The sequence below is a fragment of the Enterovibrio norvegicus genome (assembly GCF_002876705.1).
Lineage (GTDB): Bacteria > Pseudomonadota > Gammaproteobacteria > Enterobacterales > Vibrionaceae > Enterovibrio > Enterovibrio norvegicus_B.
Map to the genome: position 1 here is coordinate 37,410 of NZ_MDAG01000057.1, position 16,751 is coordinate 54,160.

Sequence of the window (16,751 nt, forward strand, 5' to 3'; positions counted from 1 at the left end):
CTTCCTGCTCTTCCTGCTCTTCCTACTTTTATCTCGCTAACGACAGATGTTTCACAACCTGTGACACGTAAATTCCCCGTTAACGTCGGTTCAACAACTATTCTTGTCTCTATTCGCCTACTTTCGGGATGAGCATGTCATTGCTCAGCGTGATCATTTGCCAAAAAAATCGCGCCAAAATTGATTGATGTCTAACAATCGCAAAATTTTGACAGCGACAATTGATTAATTTGACAGCAATCAATGTACGCGCACGCCAAATACTTTGAAGCGGCCGCTCAGAATGTTTAATATTAGATGCAGCTATATTAGGACTTACTTAACAAAATCCTAACTAGTTGGGCACAAAAGTGCAACATAAAAAGGGAGGTCTGTTTACACAGATCCCGTAAGGAAGCTTAGTTAGGCGCGGCCAGTCAGCCCCGCATGTGTTTAAGCATTTACTTATCGATACGAAAGTATCGCGCGCCAGCGAGCCTGGCGAGGAAGGAGTTAACATGTTAACTGATATTGTGGATCTGTCGCGGTTCCAATTTGCTCTTACCGCGATGTATCACTTCTTATTTGTCCCACTGACTTTAGGTATGGCATTCCTGCTTGCCATCATGGAGTCGCTCTATGTCATGACTGACAAGCAAATCTACAAGGACATGACCAAGTTCTGGGGTAAGCTTTTCGGTATTAACTTCGCGCTAGGCGTTGCAACAGGCCTAACGATGGAGTTCCAGTTTGGTACTAACTGGGCATACTATTCTCACTACGTCGGCGACATCTTTGGTGCCCCGCTCGCGATTGAAGCCTTAATGGCCTTCTTCCTTGAGTCGACGCTAGTTGGTATGTTCTTCTTCGGCTGGGATCGCCTTTCAAAACGTCAACACCTTACCGTTACTTGGTTAACGGCTATCGGCTCAAACTTCTCTGCGCTTTGGATTCTTGTCGCGAATGGCTGGATGCAAAACCCAGTGGGTGCTGAGTTCAACTTCGAAAGCATGCGAATGGAAATGGTGAGCTTTGCTGAAGTTGTACTTAACCCGGTTGCTCAGGTGAAATTCGTTCATACCGTGGCAGCAGGTTACACCACGGGTGCCATGTTCGTTCTGGGTATCAGTGCTTACTACCTTCTGAAAGGCCGTGATGTTGCATTTGCACGCCGTTCTTTCGCCATTGCTGCATCATTTGGTATGGCGGGTATCCTGTCTACTATCGTTCTGGGCGATGAATCTGGCTATGAGCTGGGTGATGTTCAGAAGGTGAAATTGGCAGCAATTGAAGCTGAATGGCACACCGAACCTGCACCAGCAGCGTTCACTGTGTTTGGCTTCCCGAACCAAGAAACCATGGAAACCGACTACGCGATTAAGATCCCGTATGTAATGGGTATCATCGCGACGCGTTCCTTTGATAAGCAAGTGACGGGCCTTCATGACATCGTTGATGAGCATGAAGTGCGTATCCGTAACGGTATGATTGCTTATGGTTTGCTTGAAAAACTGCGTGCAGGTGAAAGAACACCTGAAAACATCGCAGCGTTTGATGACGTGAAGAAAGATCTTGGTTTTGGTCTGCTACTGAAAGAACAAACACCAAACGTTGTTGATGCAACGGAAGCGCAAATCAAACAAGCTGCGAAAGACTCTATTCCACAGGTAGCGCCGCTATTCTGGAGCTTCCGCATCATGGTCGCGTGTGGCTTCGCAATGCTGTTTATCTTCGGTATGGCGTTCTATCAAACCTGTCGTCAGAAAATCGACGAAAAACCATGGCTTCTGAAACTTGCACTGATTGGTATTCCATTGCCTTGGATTGCCTGTGAAGCAGGTTGGTTCGTTGCTGAATATGGCCGTCAACCATGGGCTGTGGGTGAAATTCTGCCTGTACACATGGCTGCGTCCAATGTTCCCGCGTCAGAAATCATCACCTCATTGGTTGCAATCGTTCTACTGTACACAGTGTTCTTGATTGCCGAAGTGTACTTGATGGTTAAATTCGCACGCTTAGGCCCTAGCAGCCTAAAAACAGGCCGTTATCACTTTGAAAAGCTAAAGACCCCGGAAACGGATCTTGCGCGTCAAGTTGAAGCATAAGGAGAGCGTGAGACATGTTTGAATATGAGATTCTACGTCTGATCTGGTGGGCACTGATTGGTGTTCTGCTGATTGGCTTCGCGATCACCGATGGCTTTGACATGGGTGTCGGTGCGCTGGTGCCTGTTATTGGTAAAACCGATAACGAGCGCCGCGTGATGATTAACTCGATTGCCCCGCACTGGGATGGTAACCAAGTATGGTTAATCACCGCAGGCGGTGCGCTGTTCGCTGCATGGCCGTTGGTCTACGCAGTGTCATTCTCAGGTTTCTACTTGGCGATGATTCTGACGCTAGCCGCTTTGTGGTTGCGCCCAATTGGCTTCGACTACCGTTCGAAAATTGAAGACCCACGCTGGCGTAAAACCTGGGACTGGGGCATTTTCATCGGTAGCTTCGTACCACCAATCATCTTCGGTGTGGCGTTTGGTAACCTTCTTCAAGGTGTACCCTTCGAATTGAGCGAATTCTTGATCCCAACGTACCGAGGTTCATTCTTTGGTTTGCTGAATCCATTCGCGATTCTGTGTGGTTTGGTCAGCTTGTTCATGATCGTGACACAAGGCGCGACCTACCTTCAGATGAAAACCACCGATGCGTTGCACACCCGTGCACGTAACGTGGCGCAGATTTCTGCCATCCTGACGGCAGTGTGCTTTGCACTTGCTGGCTTCTGGGCACAAAGCATTGAAGGCTATGTGATCACAAGCGAAATCATGACGAGTGCGACGTCTAACCCACTGAACAAAGAAGTGATGACGCTAACGGGTGCGCTGTTCAATAACTACGACGCTTACCCACTACTATGGGCTGCACCCGCACTGGCTGTATTCATGCCGCTGCTGGTTGCTGTGTGCGCGCGTTTCGAGCGTGACGGTTTTGCGTTCTTGTTCAACAGCCTCGCCATTGCAGGTGTTATTTTGACGGCAGGTTTCGCGATGTTCCCATTCGTGATGCCTTCTAGCTTGTTCCCAGACCACAGCTTAACCATGTGGGATGCGACATCGAGCGAACTAACGTTGAATATCATGACTGTCGTTGCGTTTGTTATGGTGCCAATCATCCTGTCTTACACCGCATGGTGTTACTACAAGATGTTTGGTCGTCTCGATGACAAGTTCATCGAAGAAAACAAAACCTCACTGTACTAAGAGAAGGAGTCAACCATGTGGTATTTCGCTTGGATTCTAGGTGTATTGCTGGCGTGCTCGTTCGGTATTATCAATGCGCTTTGGTTAGAACACACTGAAGCCATGGATCACGACAGTGAAGAATAAGTTCACGACTATGTTGGACGGTCTGCATGACCGTCTTCATAAGCGTGTGTTGATGATCATGTCATTGGTGCTTGCCCTGACATGCGCGGGATGGGTGATTTGGGATCCGCAGACCTTTGCGGACAACATTGGTGGCTTCAGTGTCGCCAATGCCCCAGCACTGATTTGGGCGACATGCACGGGGATTATCCACGGCATGGCATTCAAACCGCGCTTTTGGTTTTGGCAATTGGTCTTTTTCCCACCGTTTGCATGGGCTGTGATGATTTCAATCCTCACGACTGCATTCATTTAAAGACGCAATGACCGTTCATCTATGCAACAGCCTGAGTGCCTTTGGCCTCAGGCTGTTTTATTTTGCGCCAATCGTGATGTACTACGGTGCAACGTGCTTTCAATACCTTGAGTAAGTCAGTTATAGTAATTCGCTAAACCTTATTATGGATTTCAGGTAATTATCGGATGAGCCAACCCCACCCATTCTGCTGGCCGGTTCGTATTTACTACGAAGATACTGACGTTGGTGGTCTTGTATATCATGCGAACTATATCAAGTACTTCGAACGTGCAAGAACAGAACTTTTACGTAGCATCGGTGTCAACCAACAAGTGCTATTTAAAGAACACACTGCGTTCGTGGTTCGCCATATGGATATCGACTTTATCAAGGGCGCAAGGTTTGACGAATTGTTAACCGTAGAAACAACGGTGTCAGAGCTGCGTCGTGTGACCCTCACTTTCTGTCAGAATTTAGTTAATTCAGACGGGCAGGTATTGTGTCGGGCCGTCGTTAAGGTAGCCTGTGTCGATTCTGAGAAAATGAAACCCAAATCCATCCCCCCATCGATTCAATCGGAGATTTTAAGTGAGCGCTGAACTGTCAATTCTTGATCTGTTTTTGCAAGCGAGTCTGCTCGTTAAGGCAGTGATGTTAGTTCTGCTTGGCATGTCAATCGTGTCTTGGGCGATGATCATCAAACGTTCTCAAATCCTTTCTCAGGCGACTGCAAAAGCAGAACGTTTTGAAGACCGTTTTTGGTCTGGAATGGATCTTTCTCAGCTGTTTCAAGAAGTGCAAGCGCGTAAAGACCAGCTGACAGGCAGTGAACAAATTTTCTATTCGGGCTTTAAAGAGTTCGCGCGCCTTCACCGCAGCAACGGCAAAGTGCCAGAAGCCGTGATGGAAGGAACAGGCCGTGCTATGCGCGTGTCACTGTCGAAAGAAGTTGAATCACTCGAAACCAACCTGCCATTTTTAGCCACCGTGGGCTCAATCAGCCCTTACATCGGTCTATTTGGTACGGTATGGGGCATCATGCACGCATTTATTGCATTGGGTGCGGTGAAGCAGGCGACGTTGGCCATGGTTGCGCCAGGTATCGCGGAAGCGCTAGTGGCAACGGCAATGGGCCTATTTGCTGCAATCCCCGCGGTAATGGCATACAACAAGTTAACCTCCAAGGTTGGCAAACTTGAAAATAACTATGTGAACTTCATGGAAGAGTTTTCTAGCATTTTGCACCGCCAGGCATTCGCTGCACCGAAGGAGTAAGCCATGCCTTATCAATCTAAACGGCGGAAAATGACTGCCGAGATAAACGTGGTGCCATACATCGATGTCATGTTGGTGTTGCTTATCATCTTTATGGTGACAGCGCCGTTCGTCACGCAAGGTGTGGATGTTGATCTTCCACAAACATCTACCGCGAAAACAGCGGCGGACCTTGCTGATGATGCAGGCAGTGGTGCATTTATCATTGTTGAAGTCGACCAAAACGGCGGCTTGGGCTTGAGTGTTAACAATGGTGATATGGAACGTGGCTTGTCCTTGCAAGACATGTTGGTGCGCGTGAAAGCGGAGCTGGAACTGAACCCTAAATCACCTGTGCTTGTCGGCGGTGATGGTCGAGTGCCTTATTCAGAGATCATCCTAACATTGGATGCGTTGAACCAAGCAGGTGTGTCCTCAGTTGGACTCATGACTGAACCGCTTGATTCGTGAGATGAGTAACTGAATGAAGAAGAAAGAGAAAACAAGCTACTCAGGCGCAACGATCATATCCGTGCTGTTACACGCCGCGCTTTTGGGCGGTTTGTTGTGGGGCGCTGATTTCACAAAGGTATCGCACCAGCCTGCGGGGCAGAGTATTGAAGCGGTCGTTATTGACCCCAGCATTGTAAATGAACAAGCGCGAAAAATTCGCCAACAGCGTGATGAAGCTAAACGACAAGAAGATGACCGTCTTCGTCGATTAGAACAACAAGCTGATCAACTTGAAAAGCAACGTGAACAAGAAGAGAAGCGTCTTCGTGAATTGCGTGCTGAAAAGCTAGCGGCTGAAAAAGCGACACGAGAAGCGGAAACTGAGCGCAAGCGTATTTCGGAAGCCCGTAAGAAAGAAGCTGAAGAACAACGTAAGGCCAAAGAAGCGACTCGCATTGCCCAAGAGAAATCTGCGGCAGCAGAAGCTGAACGCCAGCTCAAAGTCGCAGAACAGCGTAAAGCGGAAGAAGCGGCGAAAAAGGCAGAAGCTGAGCGCGTGCGTGCTGAACAAGAACGTAAGAAAGCAGAAGCAGAACGTGAGCGTCAGTTAGCAGAGAAAAAACGCGCTGAAGAAGAAGCCCGCAAGGCAGAAGAAACGCGTAAACGTAAGCTAGCTGAGCAGAAAAAAGCCGAAGAGGCTGCCCGCAAAGCGGAAGCTGCACGTGTAGAAGCAGAGCGTAAAGCTGAAGCTGCACGTAAGAAGCAGGCAGAGCAGGAGGCTGCCCTCAACGAGCTTTTTAGCGGTCTCGAGTCCGAATCGGCAAATCGCGGTTCGGCTCGAGGGCGATTTATCTCTGATGAAGCTGCTCGCTATGGTGCAATTTATACACAAATGATTCAGCAAAACTTGCTGGTAGACAGCAGTCTTTTTGGTCAGGAGTGTGTGGTGAAAATGCGCTTGTCGAGCACAGGGCTTTTACTCGATGTAAATGAAGTGGGTGGAAATCGCACTTTATGTCGTGCAACGAAAACGGCCGTATTGAAAGTATCATCCTTCCCAATGCCGGAAGATAAAGAAGTCGCAGCTGAGCTTCAAAATATTGAACTGACTGTGAAACCAGAGTAAGAGGGATTCTTCATGTTGAAACGTGTTTTCTTTGGTGTGTTTGCACTCATGCTTGCGGCTATTCAGCCTGCACAAGCTGAGCTCAAACTCGTCATCACCGAAGGGGTCAACTCTGCACGTCCTATCGCCATTGTCCCTTTTAAGTGGGAAGGCGAAGGCAAGTTACCGACCAATGTGTCTGATGTTATCGCATCAGATCTTCAACGCAGCGGCAAATTCAGCCCAGTCCCAACCGACAAGATGCCACAAACGCCTTACAGCGACGAAAACGTGGATTTCAACGATTGGACTGCATTGGGTGTCGATGCGCTTGTAACAGGTAAAATCAGCCCAACACCAGATGGGAAATACCTGATTGAGTACCAATTGATCGATGTGGTTCGCGGCCAGTTAACTGGCGGCACAAGCAAAGGCTTGTCAGCAACCGGAGAATTGGAACTAACCAAAGACCACCTTTTGCTTAATAACCGCAAAACGGTCAACGGCAAGCAGCTTCGTCAGTACGCGCACCGTATTTCAGATTTAGTGTATGAAAAGCTAACGGGTGAAAAAGGGGCGTTCCTAACACGTATTGCCTACGTGGTGATTGATGATAAATCGGAACATCCATACCAGCTTCGCCTGTCTGACTATGACGGCTACAACGAACTACTTGTGTTGCGTTCAAAGCAACCTCTGATGTCGCCTACGTGGTCGCCTGATGGTAAACAACTCGCTTACGTGAGCTTTGAAAACGGTCAGGCACAAATTTTCTTAATGAATATTTATACCGGCGAACGAGAGATGATCTCGTCATTCCCTCGTCACAATGGTTCGCCAAAATTTTCGCCTGATGGCAACAAGTTAGCCTTGGTTCTCTCCAAGACAGGCAGCTTGCAGGTTTATGTGTTAGATCTGAGAACGCGCAAGATGGAACAAATCACCAAAGGGCGCGCGAACAACACTGAACCTTTCTGGGATCCAGATGGGCAGTCTTTGATCTTTACGTCAGACCGGGGTGGTAAACCACAGATTTATCGAGTAAATTTAGCCGACGGTTCTACCAACAGGTTGACTTGGCAGGGTAGCCAAAACCTCGGTGGTCAGCTGACACCGGATGGTAGATTCCTTGTAATGGTTCACCGCTCGGACTCAGGTTACAACATTGCAAAACAAGATTTGCAAACGGGTGCCGTAGAAGTTCTAACCAAAACGATGCTTGATGAATCACCAAGCCTCGCACCGAATGGCAGCATGGTCATTTACAGCTCGGTCTATGGGCGTAATAACGTACTTTCACTGGTTTCTATTGATGGACGGTTTAAAGCACGACTACCAGCAACAAACGGCCGAGTTAGGGCACCAACATGGTCCCCGTTCCAATAATATTTGCGCTTATTTGAAATTAAGGAAAACGAGATGCAATTGAATAAAGTACTTAAGGGTTTGGCGGTAGCGCTACCTATGTTTACCCTAGCGGCTTGTAGCTCTAGCGACAGCTCTACTGATAGCACGGGTTCTGAAACCAACAAAGGTCAAGAAACCACTATCGTAACACCAGTAGACGGCGGCCAAGGCAGTCTGACTGAGCAAGAAATTCGTGCAAACGAACTGCGTCAGTCTCAAACTATTTACTTCAACTTTGATGACTACTCTGTATTGCCACAGTTTGAAGACATGCTAGATGCACACGCTGAATTCCTGCGTGCAAACGACAGCATTAAAGTGGTTGTAGAAGGTCACGCCGATGAGCGTGGTACACCAGAATACAACATCGCACTTGGCGAGCGCCGTGCGAGCGCAGTAGCGAAATACCTGCAAGCGCTAGGTGTTCCAGCTTCTCAAATTTCTATCGTAAGCTACGGCGAAGAGAAACCATTGGTGCTAGGCCAAGGTGAAGAAGCCTACGCGAAGAACCGCCGTGCGGTTCTGGTTTACTAAGTTAGAAGGTAAATCATGATGAACAGTAACACTTTGCGTTCTTTATCGCTGGCGTTACTGGTGAGTGTGGCAGCCCCTGTGGCTGCTGCACCTGCTCCGGTGACTGAGTTAGGTGGTGGTAGCAGCAGTAGCTCTGTAGAGCGCTTGGAGCGAATGCTAGAAGCCCGCAACCAAATGCAAATCGACATGCAACGTCAGCTAGAACAAATGGCGGGCGAGTTGGACGAATTGCGCGGCACTGTTGAAAGAAACAGTTATGAATTAAATCAGATGTTGGAACGCCAGCGCGACTTGTACCGTGAAATCGATACGCTTCGCACTGCAAAACCAGCACCTGCAGTTGAAAGTAAATCTGAAACGCCAGCAACCACAGAAGCGTATTCAAACAATCAGTCTGAAAACGCAGAATATGAATCAGCCGTGAACCTGATTCTGAAAGAGAAAAACTACCAAGGCGCAACGGAATCTTTCAACGCATTTTTGACCAAATACCCGCAATCAATTTATAAGCCAAATGCGCATTATTGGTTGGGGCAACTATACTTCGCGAAGAGCGAATTGGCATTGGCGAAGCAGCATTTTGATGCCGTTAGTCAGTTTGCGAAATCAAGCAAGCGTGCAGATGCAATGCTCAAGCTTGGGATGATTGCAGACCGAGAGGGCGACAAGGCAGGTGCAAAAACCTTGTTCCAGAAAGTCGTGACAGAATACCCAGGTTCGACATCGGCAAGCCAAGCAGAAAAGCAATTGAAGAAGTAAACGTAGCAACTACCCTATAAAGCCGACCTTGAGTCGGCTTTTTCTTTGCAAATTTATTGTGTCTCTAAGCCACAACACGTTTTCTGAGATGAAAATGCTGCTATAAGGCGTGTATAATGGCCGAACTGCAAGCATATCTGAGTAAGTGGATGAGCCAGATTATTAATACCGCTGAGACGGTATATCCTTTCCCTCCTAAGCCGGAGGTGCTGTCTGAGCAGCAAAAATCAGACTACATCGAAAGCATCAAACAGCTTTTGAAAGAGAAAGACGCAGTCATGATTGCGCACTACTACACTGACCCTGAAATTCAGGCGCTGGTTGAAGAAACCGGTGGCTTTGTGGGTGACTCTCTTGAGATGGCCAAGTTCGGTAATCGACACCCTGCGAAAACGTTGCTGATTGCTGGCGTCCGTTTCATGGGCGAAAGTGCAAAAATCCTGACCCCAGAAAAGAACGTGATCATGCCGACGCTAGACGCGGAATGCTCACTGGATCTAGGCTGCCCGGAAGACAGGTTTTCTGCTTTCTGCGATGCGCACCCTGATCATACTGTGGTGGTTTATGCCAACACGTCGGCAGCGGTAAAAGCACGCGCGGATTGGGTTGTCACCTCGTCGATTGCATTGGAAATCGTTGAACATCTGGATGCGCAGGATAAACCTATTATTTGGGGGCCTGACCGTCACCTTGGTTCGTACATTGCCAATAAAACCGGTGCGGAAATGTTGCTGTGGCAAGGCGAGTGCGTGGTGCACGATGAGTTTTCTGCCAAAGCCCTCAAGGACATGAAAGCGGTTTACCCAGACGCAGCAATCCTTGTTCACCCTGAATCACCTGCTAGCGTGGTTAAACTTGCGGATGCCGTTGGTTCAACGAGCCAGCTGATTAAGGCCGCAAAAGAGCTTCCACATAAGCAGATGATCGTCGCGACAGACAAAGGCATCTTCTTCAAGATGCAGCAAGTCGTGCCAGATAAAGAACTTATCGAAGCCCCAACCGCAGGTGCTGGCGCAACGTGCCGCAGCTGTGCACATTGCCCTTGGATGGCAATGAACGGCTTGAAAGCCATCGAACTTGCGCTGAAAGAAGGCGGCGTGCAGCATGAAATTCATGTTGATGAAGCCATTCGTCAGAAGTCACTGATCCCGCTGAATCGCATGTTGGATTTTGCTGCGGAGTTGCAACTTCAAGTGAAAGGCAACGCATAAAGTTTGATGCTCCCTCTAGTTTAAAGGCGAACGCATTGTTCGCCTTTTTTGATCTGCTAAATTGTCCCGCACGTTGAACCCGCCTGTTTACGACGTGCAAATCATGTACGAGCAACACGAAAACAATAATAACGAGCGGGTCGTTTCGATGTCAGTGAAGGATATTCTATGAGTCAAACCATGCTCACTATCGGCTTGCCTGTCGCGCTTGCTTGGATGATGTTTTGTGTGGGGTTAACCCTCACCGTTGCGGACTTTAAGCGTGTTTCCCAATTTCCCGGTAAAGTGGCTGCGGGCCTGTCTGCTCAGCTTATCGGTTTGCCGATCATTGCTTATGGCTTAATTCAACTCTTCAATCTGCCCGAAGTGGTGGCGGTGGGGTTGTGGATATTGGCGTTAGCACCGGGTGGTGCATCTTCAAATGCAATTTGTCACCTTTGCGGGGGCGATTCAGCACTCTCTATCACGATGACGGCGATAAGCAGCCTTATCATTCCGTTCAGTTTGCCGTTAATGCTGCCGTTTGTTTTGTCGGATGTGTCAGCCATCATTCCTGTGAAAACGGCCATCATGCAGCTTATCGCGGTGACTCTGGTGCCGGTATTGTTGGGGATGACGTTCAAGCACTATTGCTCGTCGGCTGGCTTTGAGCGATTTGCTCAATTTGCCGGTCGTACTGCGTTGTGGGCGCTATTTTTTACTGTCGCGATCACCCTCGCGGCGAACACTAAAGTCTTTCATCAACTCTTTTCCGTTGCTTCTATCGCGGTGCTTCTTCTCTGTGTTCTTGGCATGGCGCTGGGCGTGGTTGTAGCAAAAGGGTTGGGGGGCGATGCAACCTTGTCGAAAACACTGTCCATCGAGGTGGGGATCCAAAATGCAGGCACGGCGATATTCGTGGCTGTCGTTCAGCTGAATCAACCACAACTAGCGCTGACGCCTTTGCTTTACGGAATTTTGATGAACATTCCTGCCATTATCTTAATTGTGATGAGCAAACGGCATGCTGTAAGTCATTCGTAATATTGATTTGATTGCGATAAAACAGGGATGTGTTTTTGATATTCATCCCTGTTTTATCGCAAGGCAGTTTTTACTAAGTTAATGGTAAACGTGCTGCCTTTGCCGACCTCTGATTCAACGGTGAGTTGGCCTGACAAACTCTCTGTTATCGCTTTCGCGTGCGCGAGCCCTAAGCCATACCCTTCCGCTGTTCGACTTTCATCAGCACGATAGAGTTTGGTGAAAATTAATGCGTGCTTATCTTCTGGAATACCAATGCCAGAGTCAGTCACTGACAGGCTTGCAAGGTTATTGTGCTCCGAGTACGCCAATTGAATCGTGCCGCCTCTGGGTGTGAACTTTAAGGCGTTATCAATAAGGTTCACCAATATCTGGATAAGCTTGTCCTCATCGGTAAGCAAAGATGATGTTGGGTGAGTGATCACAGTCAATTGAATATCGCGGTCTTCTGCGGTTTCCTCATACCAGCTTGCTACGTTGAGTAATGTCGCATTGATATCTACTTGAGATAGCTTAGGAGAAAGGCGTCCAGCCACTTCATCATTAATTTTCAATAAGGTGGTGAGCATTTGATCGGCTTGATGGGAGGATTCTAAGCAGTCTGCCAAGGCATCTTTCATCACCTGAGTACCATTTCTATCACCTTGTTCCGTGAGCAATCCTTTTTCTGCAGAGAGACTGAGACGGGAGAGAGGGGTTCGCAAATCGTGAGCAATGGCGTTTACTGTGTCATCCATACTTTTTATTACTTTATCGAGGCGCATTAGCAACAAATTAACACTGCGGTTGATACTGGAGAGGTCATCATTGTTGGCTTGTTTCGCCAAATTCAATGTGTTGCTCATGCTTTCCAACGGGCTTTGGCTGGCCTCATCGAGTTGTCGTGCCAAGGTGAATAAAGGGGATAGCGTTGAATGGATTAACCGCCAAACAAACAAAAGACTGATGACCGCTAATACGGCCAATGCTAGGCCGATACGAAGCCATTCGCTGATGACTGCCCCGAAATCTGAGAAAATTGGCTGTACCATTATGTAAGCTTGGTTATTCGCCACCAAGGGTAACGTCAAAAATGGTTGGGTCATCAGTTGCTGATACCAGTGTTCATTGTGTGCGACGTTACCATTGGGCGCGGACAATTCTGCGTTCGCTATCTTTGAAGAAAAAGCATGTAAGCTTGATTCGGGAAGCGCCAGTTCGGCACCGGACACATAGTGAAACACGGTGGGATTTGTGACCTCTTGTTTAAAGATCGTTATGTTGTTTTCTTGCAATCTTTCCGGGTTGGCGACCACAACATGGGTTAACTTTTCAGCGCCATTAAACGTCAAAATACGCTGATATTCGGCACCCATAGAAGCGAGCATGTTGATGTTATTGCTCTGCATTCTGTAAAGCAGCATCACGGCGATGACCATTTGCACGACAAACAAGCACGTTAGCAACACAGTGACAAAACGAAAGAACAGGGCCTTTTGCGTATGCGTTAGGGCGTTGCTAACACTCTTTTCTGAGGACATAGCCAACCCCTCGAATGGTATGAATAAGAGGGAGCTTAAAGTCTTTATCTACCTTCGACCTTAAGCGACATACCAATACATCTACAACGTTTGTTTGCGGGTCAAACTGATACCCCCAAACTTTTTCTAATATGACGGTCTTCGATAGCACTCTTTCTGGATTGCGTAAAAAGAGTTCCGTAAGGGCATATTCCCGTTTGTTAAGGGGAATGGCGAGGTCGTCCCTAACAAGTTCACGCTTGATGATGTCTAGCATCAAATCGTCATATTGCAGTCGGGTTGAAATAGCATTGTCGGGTTGTGTCCGTCGCGTCACCGTCTGGCAGCGCGCGAGCAATTCCGTAAAGGCAAAGGGTTTCACCAGATAGTCATCTGCGCCGGATTGAAGCCCGCTCACTCTCTCTTCCACTGAATGCTTAGCACTAAGAATGATGACAGGAACTGTAAAGCCTTGTCCTCTCAATTGCCTGAGCATCTCTAAGCCGTCCATTTCTGGCAACATGATATCCAAGATGACGACATCAAACTGGTCATGAGTAGCGAAATGTAGCCCTTCAATACCAGTGCTTGCCAAGGCCACAGTGCAGCCTTCTTGCTCGAAACCTTGGGTTAAGAAACGCTGAATGTGAACATCATCTTCCACGATCAGTAGATTCAATGGCTGTCTCCTTTGCTGTGCTATCCACAATTTACCAAAGTGAGCATGGGATTTGGCTTTCATTACTAAGGTGTAATGTTCATGAAAGTATGGGGCAATTTGGTGGAGTTACATTGTGCTGCGAGAAACATGATGAACTAATGGAGATCTATGTATGAAATCAGCCACCAACATTCGCACAATTATTCTTAGTGTCGCTCTTTTTTCAGCCTTTTCAGCACATGCAAAAATCGACACGGTGAGCGTTCCTTCTTTGTCCTCAGATTCTGCGCTAGCGCTTGCCGTTGAAGCCGTTCAACAGTGTAAAAGAGATGGCTACGCGGTCACAGCGACCGTCGTCGATCCGGCAGGGCGTGTTTTGGCCCAGTTGCGTAATGATAAAGCGGGTTCGCACACACTTGAAAGCTCTCGTCAGAAAGCCTTTACTGCGGCAAGTATGAAGCAGCCGACGGCCAAATTGATGAAACTCATTAACGAAAAACCGATCTTACAACCCTTGCAGAACATGGATGAAAGCTTATTGCTGCTTGCGGGTGGGCTGCCGTTGAAAGTGAATAATGCCGTTGTGGGTGCTATTGGTGTGGGAGGCGCGCCGGGTGGTCATTTAGACGTAGCATGCGCGGAAGCTGCGATTAAAAAAATCAGCAAATAGATAAGGGTAAACCGGGTTTAGCTTCTTAGCTTTATTTGAAAGCAAAACGAATAACGCCCTCATGCCATTGCTGGATGAGGGCGTTTTTGGCAGGGCGATATAACGGCCTGCCTATTTTGTTCGATTAGCGCAATTGCCACACACGGTAAGTGCGGCCTTTGATTTTTCCTGCTGACAATTTCTTCAGCGCTTTTTTCGCCACGTTGCGTTTAACGGCAACGTAGGAGCGGTAATCGGTGACTTTGATTTTACCAACGTCAGCACCTTGGATGCCATCATCGCCGCCAGTCAGTGCGCCAAGGATATCACCCGGGCGAACTTTGCTTTTCTTGCCGCCATCAATGTGCAGTGTTGCCATCAAAGGCTCTGGTGGCAAAGCTTGCATGACAGACGAATCTGGCAGTTCTTCACCTTTGATTTCGCGGCCTAGGTAATCTTCAAGCAACGCGATTTTGTAACCGTCTTCACTGCCGTAAAGGGTGTAAGCAGCACCTTGGCTACCCGCACGGCCAGTACGGCCTACGCGGTGAACGTGTACTTCAGTGTCGAACGCAACGTGGTAGTTAATCACGGCATCCAATGAATCGATGTCGAGGCCACGTGCTGCAACGTCGGTTGCTACCATCACAGTGACACTCTTGTTCGCGAATTTAAGTAGCATTTGGTCGCGGTCGCGTTGTTCCAAATCACCGTGCAATGCAACGACTGAGAAGCCTTCGTTCTCAAGGCACGCCGCGACATCTTTGGTCTCACGTTTGGTGTTACAGAACACCACCGCACTTTCTGGCTGGTGATTAAGTAGTAATAACAGCAACGCGTCCATACGCTGACGGTTGCCTTCACACTGATAGAAGTGTTGTGAAATGCTGCTGTTATCGTGAGTAGATTCTACTTTCACCATCAGCGGACTATTCATAATCTGCTTGCTGATCGCTTGGATCTGCGATGGGAACGTTGCACTGAACAGCAAGGTTTGGCGACCTGCTGGAATGTCTTGAATGATGGCATCCAGTGCAGGCTGGAAGCCCATTTCTAGCATGCGGTCAGCTTCATCAAGCACCAAGGTGTTGACGTTTTCTAACGACAGACGGCCCTTCTCTAGGTGGTCTTGAATACGACCTGGTGTGCCAACAACAATGTGTGCACCGTGCTCAAGTGAGCCGATCTGTGGGCCCATTGGGACACCACCACATAGGGTGAGCACTTTGATGTTGTGAATGCCACGCGCCAAGGTGCGAATTTCTACGGCGACTTGGTCAGCCAGTTCGCGCGTCGGACACATCACCAAAGTTTGAATACGGAAACGCTTTACGTCTAAACGGTTGAGTAGGCCCAAACCGAATGCTGCGGTTTTGCCCGAGCCTGTTTTTCCCTGACCAATAACGTCTTTCCCGTCCAAAATGGCAGGGAGACTTTGCGCTTGAATCGGCGTCATGGTTTCGAAACCAATCGTGTTCAAGGTAGAAAGTAGTTCCGCTTTTAGCGGCAATGTAGAAAACGCAGCCTGTTGGCCTGCAGAGTTTGATTCTTTGGTCACGGAGGTATCCCGAGCAATACTACCTGTTGGTAGCGTATGACATGAAAAGGTGATTATCCGATGAATCTTGTCGTGATAGTTGTATCACTGGTTGACAGGAGACACGCGAAACAGCGCCGGACATCGTTGTTTGCTGAAAACATGGGGATGTTGAAAGCAAGGGGCGGGACTATATCAGGATTATTCGAACAGTGCGCGATTTGTTTTGCTCATAAAAAGCACAATGTTTATACCCTCCTTTCGGGCGAGTTGAATCCTGCATCTTCAGGTTGTGTTTGGGTGTAGACCGTGGATAAAGAAACGGCTGCACAGTGGCAGCCGTTTGAAAGTATGCGTTTGAGATCGAGAGCGAATTACGCCTCTTCTACAAGCTGTGCTGCGCGTTGCGTCAGGCCACAAAGCATCACTGGCATGCCTTTGAAGATTTCTTCGAATTGGGCCAATTCTGCGGCGCCTTGTGCTTCAAGGGTTGGCAGTGCAGCTTCTGGATCGAACAGCAGGCTAATCGACAGCAATACGCCGCCAAGCAGGGCGCTTTCTTGGGAATCTTCTGGCATCAGAATTTCCCAATCATCACGCGCAAGTGTCCAGCCTTGCAGCAGGCCTTCACAGTAGAGGCGAGTGTCGGCGGTCACAATGTCGGTATCGCTCAGCGCGCAGCCTTCAGGCCATTGCCACTCTGCAGACAGCAGCGCGCCGCGTTGCTCGTTCCACAAGTTGACGATGATATTCGCGTATTGCTCAAGCTGTTCGTGACTTGAGAACGGTGACTCTTCCTCTCCGCCCCACATGAAAGCTAACCATTCACTTGGATCAATCATGTAAGGTGCTGCCGCCATGGCGGTAACAAAGCCTTTTGTTTGCATCTCAGATAACAACTGATTTTCTAAATCGTTATCTGTCATAAATTGCGTGAGCGAAACTTGCATATCTACGTCTCTGTATTGATGTTGGCTGTATTCTAGCAGTGACTTGCTAAGTACTGAAAAAAAATGCCGAC

At 48.3% G+C, this 16,751-nt stretch carries 18 protein-coding genes; 14 read left to right on the top strand and 4 right to left on the bottom strand.

Annotation, left to right across the window (positions count from 1 at the left end):
* Positions 1-497 precede the first annotated feature (497 nt).
* The 13 genes from cydA to BCT27_RS19780 all read left to right on the top strand — a co-directional run bounded on the left by cydA (position 498) and on the right by BCT27_RS19780 (position 11,384).
* Positions 498-2,084, top strand: coding sequence for a cytochrome ubiquinol oxidase subunit I (gene cydA / locus BCT27_RS19720; RefSeq protein ID WP_102391768.1), 1,587 nt, complete (start codon positions 498-500; stop codon positions 2,082-2,084).
* Between the two features lie 14 nt (positions 2,085-2,098).
* Positions 2,099-3,235 carry a cytochrome d ubiquinol oxidase subunit II gene (cydB, locus tag BCT27_RS19725; protein ID WP_102319109.1) on the top strand — a complete coding sequence of 379 codons (1,137 nt, stop codon included), beginning with the start codon at positions 2,099-2,101 and terminating at the stop codon, positions 3,233-3,235.
* Positions 3,236-3,250: 15 nt separating this feature from the next.
* Positions 3,251-3,361 (top strand): cytochrome bd-I oxidase subunit CydX, encoded by a 111-nt coding sequence (cydX, locus tag BCT27_RS19730; protein ID WP_078752244.1) that lies wholly within the window; start codon positions 3,251-3,253, stop codon positions 3,359-3,361.
* Positions 3,362-3,371: 10 nt separating this feature from the next.
* Positions 3,372-3,656 carry a cyd operon protein YbgE gene (ybgE, locus tag BCT27_RS19735; RefSeq protein ID WP_102319108.1) on the top strand — a complete coding sequence of 95 codons (285 nt, stop codon included), beginning with the start codon at positions 3,372-3,374 and terminating at the stop codon, positions 3,654-3,656.
* 167 nt (positions 3,657-3,823) lie between these two features.
* A complete protein-coding gene (gene ybgC, locus BCT27_RS19740; RefSeq protein ID WP_017008252.1) occupies positions 3,824-4,237 on the top strand; it encodes a tol-pal system-associated acyl-CoA thioesterase in 414 nt (137 codons plus the stop codon).
* Positions 4,227-4,913, top strand: coding sequence for a protein TolQ (gene tolQ, locus BCT27_RS19745; RefSeq protein WP_017013958.1), 687 nt, complete (start codon positions 4,227-4,229; stop codon positions 4,911-4,913). The genes ybgC and tolQ overlap by 11 nt, the downstream gene beginning before the upstream one ends.
* A gap of 3 nt (positions 4,914-4,916) precedes the next feature.
* Complete coding sequence (tolR, locus tag BCT27_RS19750; RefSeq protein WP_102319107.1) at positions 4,917-5,363, top strand: protein TolR; 447 nt, start codon at positions 4,917-4,919, stop codon at positions 5,361-5,363.
* 13 nt (positions 5,364-5,376) lie between these two features.
* Positions 5,377-6,471, top strand: coding sequence for a cell envelope integrity protein TolA (gene tolA / locus BCT27_RS19755; protein ID WP_102319106.1), 1,095 nt, complete (start codon positions 5,377-5,379; stop codon positions 6,469-6,471).
* A gap of 12 nt (positions 6,472-6,483) precedes the next feature.
* Positions 6,484-7,836 carry a Tol-Pal system beta propeller repeat protein TolB gene (gene tolB, locus BCT27_RS19760; protein WP_102319105.1) on the top strand — a complete coding sequence of 451 codons (1,353 nt, stop codon included), beginning with the start codon at positions 6,484-6,486 and terminating at the stop codon, positions 7,834-7,836.
* A 33-nt stretch (positions 7,837-7,869) separates the two neighbouring features.
* Positions 7,870-8,391 carry a peptidoglycan-associated lipoprotein Pal gene (pal, locus tag BCT27_RS19765; RefSeq protein WP_017008247.1) on the top strand — a complete coding sequence of 174 codons (522 nt, stop codon included), beginning with the start codon at positions 7,870-7,872 and terminating at the stop codon, positions 8,389-8,391.
* Between the two features lie 18 nt (positions 8,392-8,409).
* Positions 8,410-9,150 carry a tol-pal system protein YbgF gene (ybgF, locus tag BCT27_RS19770; protein WP_102396547.1) on the top strand — a complete coding sequence of 247 codons (741 nt, stop codon included), beginning with the start codon at positions 8,410-8,412 and terminating at the stop codon, positions 9,148-9,150.
* A gap of 149 nt (positions 9,151-9,299) precedes the next feature.
* Positions 9,300-10,361, top strand: a complete 1,062-nt coding sequence (nadA, locus tag BCT27_RS19775; protein ID WP_102396853.1) for a quinolinate synthase NadA — start codon at positions 9,300-9,302, stop codon at positions 10,359-10,361.
* 168 nt (positions 10,362-10,529) lie between these two features.
* Positions 10,530-11,384, top strand: a complete 855-nt coding sequence (locus BCT27_RS19780; protein WP_102396548.1) for a bile acid:sodium symporter family protein — start codon at positions 10,530-10,532, stop codon at positions 11,382-11,384.
* Between the two features lie 53 nt (positions 11,385-11,437).
* On the opposite strand, the gene BCT27_RS19785 is transcribed toward BCT27_RS19780, so the two are convergent.
* Together BCT27_RS19785 and BCT27_RS19790 are read right to left on the bottom strand one after the other, a co-directional pair.
* Positions 11,438-12,904, bottom strand: a complete 1,467-nt coding sequence (locus tag BCT27_RS19785; protein ID WP_102396549.1) for a sensor histidine kinase — start codon at positions 12,902-12,904, stop codon at positions 11,438-11,440.
* Positions 12,882-13,562, bottom strand: a complete 681-nt coding sequence (locus tag BCT27_RS19790; RefSeq protein WP_102391772.1) for a response regulator — start codon at positions 13,560-13,562, stop codon at positions 12,882-12,884. Before BCT27_RS19790 ends, BCT27_RS19785 begins: the two co-directional genes overlap by 23 nt.
* Before the next feature lie 154 nt (positions 13,563-13,716).
* On the opposite strand from BCT27_RS19790, the gene BCT27_RS19795 reads away from it, so the two are divergent.
* Complete coding sequence (locus BCT27_RS19795; RefSeq protein ID WP_102391773.1) at positions 13,717-14,214, top strand: GlcG/HbpS family heme-binding protein; 498 nt, start codon at positions 13,717-13,719, stop codon at positions 14,212-14,214.
* 124 nt (positions 14,215-14,338) lie between these two features.
* Here BCT27_RS19795 and dbpA read toward each other — a convergent pair whose 3' ends face one another.
* Together dbpA and BCT27_RS19805 are read right to left on the bottom strand one after the other, a co-directional pair.
* A complete protein-coding gene (gene dbpA, locus BCT27_RS19800; RefSeq protein ID WP_017008243.1) occupies positions 14,339-15,751 on the bottom strand; it encodes an ATP-dependent RNA helicase DbpA in 1,413 nt (470 codons plus the stop codon).
* Between the two features lie 353 nt (positions 15,752-16,104).
* Positions 16,105-16,680 (bottom strand): UPF0149 family protein, encoded by a 576-nt coding sequence (locus BCT27_RS19805; protein ID WP_026024416.1) that lies wholly within the window; start codon positions 16,678-16,680, stop codon positions 16,105-16,107.
* Positions 16,681-16,751 lie beyond the last annotated feature (71 nt).

Coding starts and splice junctions, on each gene's coding strand:
- tolR (WP_102319107.1), top strand. CDS start 4,917: ATGCCTTATCAATCTAAACGGCGGAAAATGACTGCCGAGATAAACGTG.
- ybgF (WP_102396547.1), top strand. CDS start 8,410: ATGAACAGTAACACTTTGCGTTCTTTATCGCTGGCGTTACTGGTGAGT.
- nadA (WP_102396853.1), top strand. CDS start 9,300: ATGAGCCAGATTATTAATACCGCTGAGACGGTATATCCTTTCCCTCCT.
- ybgE (WP_102319108.1), top strand. CDS start 3,372: ATGTTGGACGGTCTGCATGACCGTCTTCATAAGCGTGTGTTGATGATC.
- BCT27_RS19795 (WP_102391773.1), top strand. CDS start 13,717: ATGAAATCAGCCACCAACATTCGCACAATTATTCTTAGTGTCGCTCTT.
- cydB (WP_102319109.1), top strand. CDS start 2,099: ATGTTTGAATATGAGATTCTACGTCTGATCTGGTGGGCACTGATTGGT.
- BCT27_RS19805 (WP_026024416.1), bottom strand. CDS start 16,680: ATGCAAGTTTCGCTCACGCAATTTATGACAGATAACGATTTAGAAAAT.
- pal (WP_017008247.1), top strand. CDS start 7,870: ATGCAATTGAATAAAGTACTTAAGGGTTTGGCGGTAGCGCTACCTATG.
- tolB (WP_102319105.1), top strand. CDS start 6,484: ATGTTGAAACGTGTTTTCTTTGGTGTGTTTGCACTCATGCTTGCGGCT.
- BCT27_RS19780 (WP_102396548.1), top strand. CDS start 10,530: ATGAGTCAAACCATGCTCACTATCGGCTTGCCTGTCGCGCTTGCTTGG.
- cydA (WP_102391768.1), top strand. CDS start 498: ATGTTAACTGATATTGTGGATCTGTCGCGGTTCCAATTTGCTCTTACC.
- tolA (WP_102319106.1), top strand. CDS start 5,377: ATGAAGAAGAAAGAGAAAACAAGCTACTCAGGCGCAACGATCATATCC.
- cydX (WP_078752244.1), top strand. CDS start 3,251: ATGTGGTATTTCGCTTGGATTCTAGGTGTATTGCTGGCGTGCTCGTTC.
- BCT27_RS19785 (WP_102396549.1), bottom strand. CDS start 12,904: ATGTCCTCAGAAAAGAGTGTTAGCAACGCCCTAACGCATACGCAAAAG.
- ybgC (WP_017008252.1), top strand. CDS start 3,824: ATGAGCCAACCCCACCCATTCTGCTGGCCGGTTCGTATTTACTACGAA.